This window comes from Acidimicrobiales bacterium (genome assembly GCA_036491125.1).
Taxonomy (GTDB): Bacteria; Actinomycetota; Acidimicrobiia; order Acidimicrobiales; family AC-9; genus AC-9.
This window is the reverse complement of record DASXCO010000213.1, coordinates 1-6,435: the sequence shown is the minus strand read 5'-3', so window position 1 is coordinate 6,435 and position 6,435 is coordinate 1. Positions and strand designations below refer to the sequence as shown.

The 6,435-nt window shown below is 68.4% G+C and carries 8 protein-coding genes; 7 read left to right on the top strand and 1 reads right to left on the bottom strand.

Going from position 1 to position 6,435, the window contains the following annotated elements:
- The 5 genes from tatC to VGF64_16955 form a co-directional block, all read left to right on the top strand.
- Window positions 1-622, top strand: a 622-nt coding sequence (gene tatC, locus VGF64_16975) for a twin-arginine translocase subunit TatC (protein ID HEY1636455.1), incomplete at its 5' end; no start/stop codon positions are given.
- Window positions 623-687: 65 nt separating this feature from the next.
- Window positions 688-975 (top strand): twin-arginine translocation signal domain-containing protein, encoded by a 288-nt coding sequence (locus VGF64_16970; protein HEY1636454.1) that lies wholly within the window; start codon window positions 688-690, stop codon window positions 973-975.
- A gap of 63 nt (window positions 976-1,038) precedes the next feature.
- Window positions 1,039-2,472 (top strand): DUF4331 domain-containing protein, encoded by a 1,434-nt coding sequence (locus tag VGF64_16965; protein ID HEY1636453.1) that lies wholly within the window; start codon window positions 1,039-1,041, stop codon window positions 2,470-2,472.
- Between the two features lie 10 nt (window positions 2,473-2,482).
- Window positions 2,483-2,791, top strand: coding sequence for a hypothetical protein (locus VGF64_16960; GenBank protein ID HEY1636452.1), 309 nt, complete (start codon window positions 2,483-2,485; stop codon window positions 2,789-2,791).
- A 45-nt stretch (window positions 2,792-2,836) separates the two neighbouring features.
- A complete protein-coding gene (locus VGF64_16955) occupies window positions 2,837-3,361 on the top strand; it encodes a DUF6328 family protein (GenBank protein HEY1636451.1) in 525 nt (174 codons plus the stop codon).
- Here VGF64_16955 and VGF64_16950 read toward each other — a convergent pair.
- On the bottom strand, window positions 3,350-3,940 hold the full coding sequence (locus VGF64_16950; GenBank protein ID HEY1636450.1) for a hypothetical protein: 591 nt from the start codon (window positions 3,938-3,940) through the stop codon (window positions 3,350-3,352). The genes VGF64_16955 and VGF64_16950 overlap by 12 nt on opposite strands.
- Window positions 3,941-4,066: 126 nt before the next feature.
- Between VGF64_16950 and VGF64_16945 the strand changes: the two genes are divergently transcribed.
- On the top strand, window positions 4,067-5,425 hold the full coding sequence (locus VGF64_16945; protein HEY1636449.1) for a carotenoid oxygenase family protein: 1,359 nt from the start codon (window positions 4,067-4,069) through the stop codon (window positions 5,423-5,425).
- 105 nt (window positions 5,426-5,530) lie between these two features.
- The gene (locus VGF64_16940; protein HEY1636448.1) at window positions 5,531-6,424 is read left to right on the top strand and encodes a M23 family metallopeptidase; all 894 of its coding nucleotides are present in this window, start codon (window positions 5,531-5,533) and stop codon (window positions 6,422-6,424) included.
- The last annotated feature ends 11 nt before the right edge of the window (window positions 6,425-6,435 follow it).

The window sequence follows — 6,435 nt, the reverse complement described above, 5'->3', positions numbered from 1 at the left end:
CCTCTACGGACACATCCTGTCCTTCTTCGTCCACCCCTACTGCCAGGTCGTCGGGCCCCACCACTCGTGCCAGCTGTTCGTGACCGGGCCTCTGGATGGCCTCTCGATCAGGTTCAAGATCGCCGGCTACGGCGGGCTGTTCCTTGCCTCTCCCGTGGTGTTGTGGCAGCTCTGGCGGTTCGTGACTCCAGGCCTCAATCCTAACGAGAAGCGCTACGCCATCCCTTTCGTCACCGCCTCCATCGTCCTCTTCGTGCTCGGCGCCGCACTCGCCTACCTCACCTTTCCGCACGCCCTCTCCTTCCTCGTCGCGGTAGGCGGCCCCAGCCTCCAGCAGATCTACTCCCCCACCAGCTACCTGAGCCTCATCGTGCTGCTCATGGCGGCCTTCGGGGCGACCTTCGAGTTCCCGGTCCTGCTCGTGTGCCTACAGCTGGTGGGCGTGCTGACACCGGCGAAGCTGGCAGCGTGGCGGCGACGGGCGATCGTGGTGCTGGTCGCCGCGGCCGCCCTCATCACACCGAGCTCCGACCCGTTCTCGATGCTCGTCCTCGCCATCCCGATGTGCCTCTTCTACGAGGCAGCCATCGTCATCGGCAGGCTCATGCGGCGGTCGCAGTGATCACTCTGTCATCCGGGCGGGCGACGGCTCCGTAGGAATGGCAATCAACGGCGAGAGGAGACCCGATGGAGAAGCACAGCCGGAGAGCGTTTCTTCGGAACACCTCGATGGCGGTGGGCGTGGCGGGCGCCGTTGCCGCGGTCCCCGGCCTGCCAGCTGTGCTCGAGTCCGGTGGCCCACAGGCCGCCGAGTCGGCCGCGGCCGAGCTGCCCAAGGGCGCCGAGCTCTCCGAGCCCCTCGTTGCCCATGTCCGGGACCTGACGACCGGCGAGATCGATCTCTATGCCGGCGAGCGACAGGTGACCTACAGAGATCCACACATGGCGGCGCGGCTCTTCAAGGCCACCCGCTGACCAGCCGCAATCGTTCCGAGCCCATTGGAAGAAGCAGTCCTCGTTCCCCTGTGAGGTGAGCTGATGTCGTCACACCGTGAAGCACCCGAGATCTCGAAGGACCCCGTAGCCGACAGCACTGACGTCTACGCCTTCGTCAGCCCCGACGCCCCGACCACGGTCACTCTGATCGCCAACTACGTGCCTCTTCAGGCACCGGACGGAGGTCCGAACTTCTACGAGTTCGGCGACGACGTCCTCTACCACATCAACATCGACAACAACGGCGACGGCGTCGCTGAGATCATCTACGAGCTTCGATTCAACACCGTGGTGGGGAACCCCAACACCTTCCTGTACAACACCGGGCCCATCCAGTCGCTCGCCGACAAGAACTGGAACCGTCGCCAGTTCTACTCGCTCAACCGACAGGAGAAGAGCGGCAACCAGCGGCGCACCACGGTTCTCGGCACCAACCTGGCCTGCCCTCCCTGCAACATAGGCCCACTGTCGACGCCCAACTACCCCGATCTTGCCAACCAGGCCGTCCACGGTCTCCCGGGCGGCGAGAAGGTCTTCGCTGGCCAGCGCGCCGAGGGCTTCTACGTCGACCTGGGCGCCATCTTCGACCTCGGCGACCTTCGGCCCCTCGAGCAACTCCACAACCAGTTCGGCCTGAACGTGCCCGAGCTCGCCAAGCCCGCTCCGGGGGTCAACTCGACCAAAGGCGCGAACGTCTACAGCATTGCGCTCCAGGTCCCGATCACCCAGCTCACGTCCAACGGATCCAGCCCCACCAACGCCGGCGACCCCAGCTCCGTGATCGGCGTCTGGACGACCGCCAGCCGTCAGAAGGTGTCGATGGTCGCCCAGAACAACGGCCAGAGCACCAACGCGGGACCATTCGTGCAGGTGTCGCGGCTCGGCAACCCGCTCGTCAACGAGGTCATCATCCCGATGGGGAAGAAGGACTACTGGAACAACCAGCCGCCGGCCAACGACAGCCAGTTCGTGCAGTACTTCCAGCATCCCGAGCTGTCGACGCTGCTGCCGACGCTGTACCCCAATGCCTTTCCCAACCTGGCCGCCTTCAACGCCACCGGCAGCCCGCGGGGAGACATCGTCGCCATCTTCAATACGGGCATCCCCTCCGGCGTCGTGTCCGGGTTTCAGAACTCGGGCGGCTCCAAGCAGGCCGACCTGCTGCGCCTCAACATGGCGATACCACCGACCACGAGCAACCTCAGCAACCTGGGCGTGGTCGGGAATGACCCCGCCGGCTTCCCCAACGGTCGCCGGGTCTTCGACGATGTCGTCACCATCGAGTTGCGGGCCCTCGCCGGGGCGACCCTCCCGCTGGTCAACAAGAGCTTCACAGCCGACGCCGCCGTGTCGCAGGTGACCGACGGTCTTACCACGAGCCCGACCGACGTCTCCGCCATGGGCACCGAGAACTATCTGCCCACCTTTCCGTACCTCGGCGTGCCCTACAGCGGCTTCGCCGTGCCGGCGAGCTGAGGGCTCTCCGGTGGACGAGAGCCGGTCGGCTGCGGGCGGTGGTGGCCCCGCGATCCTCGACATCGGCGACCACGTCGGCGCGCTCGTGCTGTACGCGCCCGAAGCATTTCTCGGACTCGAGGTGGAGCTGGCGCCCGAGGTCGAACCCACGCGGCGTGTCCACACCGTGGTCCGGGAGTGGCGGATCGGCTCCCGTCGCCGGTTCCCGGCTGTGTTCCCCTCGCTCGACACCGGCCGGTACCGGATCTGCGCGCACGGCCCGGCCGCCTTCGTGACGATCGATGGAGGCGCCGTCACGGAGGCTGACTGGCCAGGCTGACCTGCCGGCCTTGCACGCTCGGATCGAGGGGCGCAGTATCTGCTGATGAGCGACCGCGGCGCCTCTCCCGGCGGGGCCGGGGGTGACGGCGACGCAGGTGCCCGCCCTCCAGGGACCGGGCCGCAAGAGGATCTCACGGCGCGGCACCACCGGCAGCTGATCGAGCTGCTCAACGAGCTCCGGGTGGGCCTCCCCGGAGTTCAGGTCCTGTTCGCCTTCCTGCTGACCGTTCCCTTCACGCAGCGCTTCTCGCAGCTCGACGGCATCCAGCGCGACATCTACTTCCTCGCCGTCCTGGCCACCGCCATGGCCACGACCTTCCTGATCGCGCCGTCCTCCTACCATCGGCTCCGTTGGCGCCAGCACGACAAGGCGCGCATGCTGGAGACATCCAATCGCCTGGCCATCGTCGGCATCAGCTTCCTGGCGCTCTCCATATCTGCTGTCGTGTACGTCATCACCAGCGTGGTTTACAGCCGTGGCGTCGCCGCTGGTGTCGCTGCCGCTTTCGCCGGGGTGGTGAGCTGGCTGTGGTTCGGGCTACCCCTGTCGCGCCGCCTACAGGACTGACTGGTTCATCCGGACGGTCAGCGACACGCGAGCACCGGTCGCCGGACCGGCCACCGAGTGGGTCGGGCGCCCGTCGGGATGGCCGGCGAGCCCCGGAGCCCGCAGCAGGCAGAGGTCGCCCGCCCGCGTCGTCCAGGCCCGCACGATCCCACTTGCGGACCTGTCCTCGAAGACGGTGAAGGTGGCCTCGCCCACCAGAGTGAAGGCCGCGACCAGTAGCCGGTAACGCCGCTGGTCCATGTGCGGGGTGATGCCCGAACGGCCGTCCAAGTAGCGCTGGCACGTGATCTCGGTGGGCGCGTAGTCCGCCGAGCCCGGTAGTCGCGACGCCCGTACCTCCCAGGTCAGCTCGGAGACCAGCCTGGCCACCAATGGGAAGGCGTCGTCGTCGGGCTCGACGGTCAGCCGCTCGCCGCGCTGGTGGACGGTGCCGATCGTGGGCTCGAGAGGAGCGAACCGGCCCGGCTCCAGCTCGGCGAGCAGCTCCTCGGCATGTACTGGCGTCACGGCGTCACGGACCAGGCAGTGGCCGACGGCGGCGACCTCTTCGACTGCTTGTTGCAGGCCGGTCAGTGTCATGAGCCCTGTTGGTTCGTCCGGTTCTCGACCGATAGTAGGCAGCGACGTCGGAGCGCGGGCTCTTCGCCGGGCGCAGCCCGGCGGTAGCCTGGGTAGGTCGCGTCACCGGGCAACGGGGGGAACGAGATGGCCAGCCGACAGGAAGACCGGCAGCAGACGAAGTTCTATCTGGAGGGCAACTTCGCACCGGTGCCCGACGAGATGGGCGCCATCGACCTTCCCGTGGAGGGAAAGCTGCCGCCCGAGCTCCAGGGGCGCTACCTGCGCAACGGCCCCAACCCCCGGCCCGGCCACGAGCCGTCCCACTGGTTCATGGGTGACGGCATGCTCCACGGGGTCCGCATCGAGGACGGGCGGGCAGAGTGGTACCGCAACCGATGGGTGCAGACCAAGGGGCTGGAGACCGGAGAGGACTTCGTCAGGGAGGACGGCAGCGTGGACCGCTCGATCGGCGTGGCCAACACCCATGTCGTCTGCCACGCCGGTCACATCCTTGCCCTGGTCGAGTCGTCGTTCCCAACCGAGGTGACGCCCGAGTTGGACACCGTCGGTCCGTACGACTTCGGGGGACGCCTGACGACGGCGATGACTGCCCATCCCAAGCGCTGCGCCACCACGGGCGAGCTGCTGTTCTTCGGCTACAGCTTCTTTCCGCCCTATCTCACTTATCACCGAGCCACGGCCAACGGCGAGCTCATCCAGAGTGAGGACATCGAGGTGCGAGGACCCACGATGATGCACGACTTCAACGTCACGGCGAAGCACGTGGTCTGGATGGACCTGCCGATCGTGTTCGACCTCGAGCTGGCGACCCAGGGTCGGTTTCCATATGTGTGGAGCGACGACTACGGCGCGCGCCTCGGGGTCATGCCCAGGACCGGCGGGAGCGCGGACGTCGAGTGGTTCGACATCGAGCCCTGCTACGTCTTCCACCCGGCCAACGCCCACGAGGACGACTCCGGCGTCATCACCGTCGACGTGGCGCGCTACCCCGAGCTGTGGCGGGATTCACCGGAGGTTTTCGACCACACGGCGTCGCTATGGCGGTGGACTATCGACGCCGCCGCCGGGACGGTGCAGGAGCAGCAGCTGGACAACCAGGCGGCGGAGTTCCCACGCGTCGATCCGCGACGCGTGGGTCTGGCCCACCGCTACGCGTGGCTGGCGACCGACGACCTCATCGGGCACGGCGACGGCTTCGGCTCGTCGATCCTCAAGCACGACACCCGCGGCGATCGCGTCGAGCCCTACCGGCTGCGGGCCAGCCAGTCGGCGGGCGAGCCGGTCTTCGTCCCGGCCTCACCCTCCAGCGGGGAGGACGAGGGCTGGGTGCTCAGCTACGTCTACGACAGCGCGACCGACGGCAGTGAGCTACTCGTGCTGGACGCCCACGAGTGGGGTGCGGCGCCCGTGGCGCGGGTCCGACTTCCGCGGCGGGTGCCGTACGGCTTCCACGGCTCCTGGGTCGGCGACGAGGAGCTGTAGCGGCCAGCTCTGGTGACCCAGGGCGCGCCAGTTTCGTCCTGATTTGCCCGTTCAAGGGGCCGAACAAGCAGGACAACTGGCACCGGGCGCAGAATCGAGGGCTCCGTGCGAGGAGTCATCGGGGGGATCCGCCCCGGGCCGGCCGAGCTCGTGGAGCGGGCCACTGACTCTCACTCCGGCGTGGTGCGGGCGGCAGCTCGACTGCTCCTGGCGGCGGACGCCACATCCCTTCCTCTCGGGCGCCGGCTGCGCGGTGTGGCCTCCCGCCTGTCGGCGCCGGAAGCGGGCGACCCGGCGCACCCGGTGCTCCGCAAGGGCCTGCTCAGCTACTCGGCCGCCCTGATCGTGATCGGCGCCAGCGTCGCCGTCGGGGTCATGCCCCACCCCGCCTCCGAGCGCCTGGCGACGGGCCGGGCAGTCCGCGAGTCTGCGACCACCGCTCCCTCGCCGCAGGCGTTGGGAGGCCCGCCCCTCACGGCACCTGCCCCTACGACGACGGTCCCTGCGCCCGCTCCCCCGACGACGCTCGCACCCACCACCACCACCACTGCTGCTCCCAAGCTGCCGGCACCGGCCGCGACAGCGACCAGCTCCAGCAGCTCGGGTCTGCCGCTGCCGATCCAGTACCTGAAGAACGGCTCGGTCGACAACGGCGTCGACTACTCCGCCCCCGGCGGCACACCCCTGTATGCCATGGGCCCCGGCACCATCATCCAGGAGGGGATCGGCGGCTTCGGATCGAACGCCCCCGTGCTCCGGATCACCTCGGGCCCCCTGGCGGGCAGGACCGTCTACTACGGCCACTCCGGACCCGACCTCGTCCACGTCGGGAGCCAGGTGGTCGCCGGCCAGCAGATCTCCATCGTGGGCTACGGGATCGTCGGCATCTCGAGCGGCCCGCACCTGGAGATCGGCTTCTGGCCCGTCGGCAGCTCGGGTGGCGGGAGGCCCATGCTCACCTACATCAACTCGGTGGTCGGGCACTCGACCGGCGGCTGACCGTCCCCGAC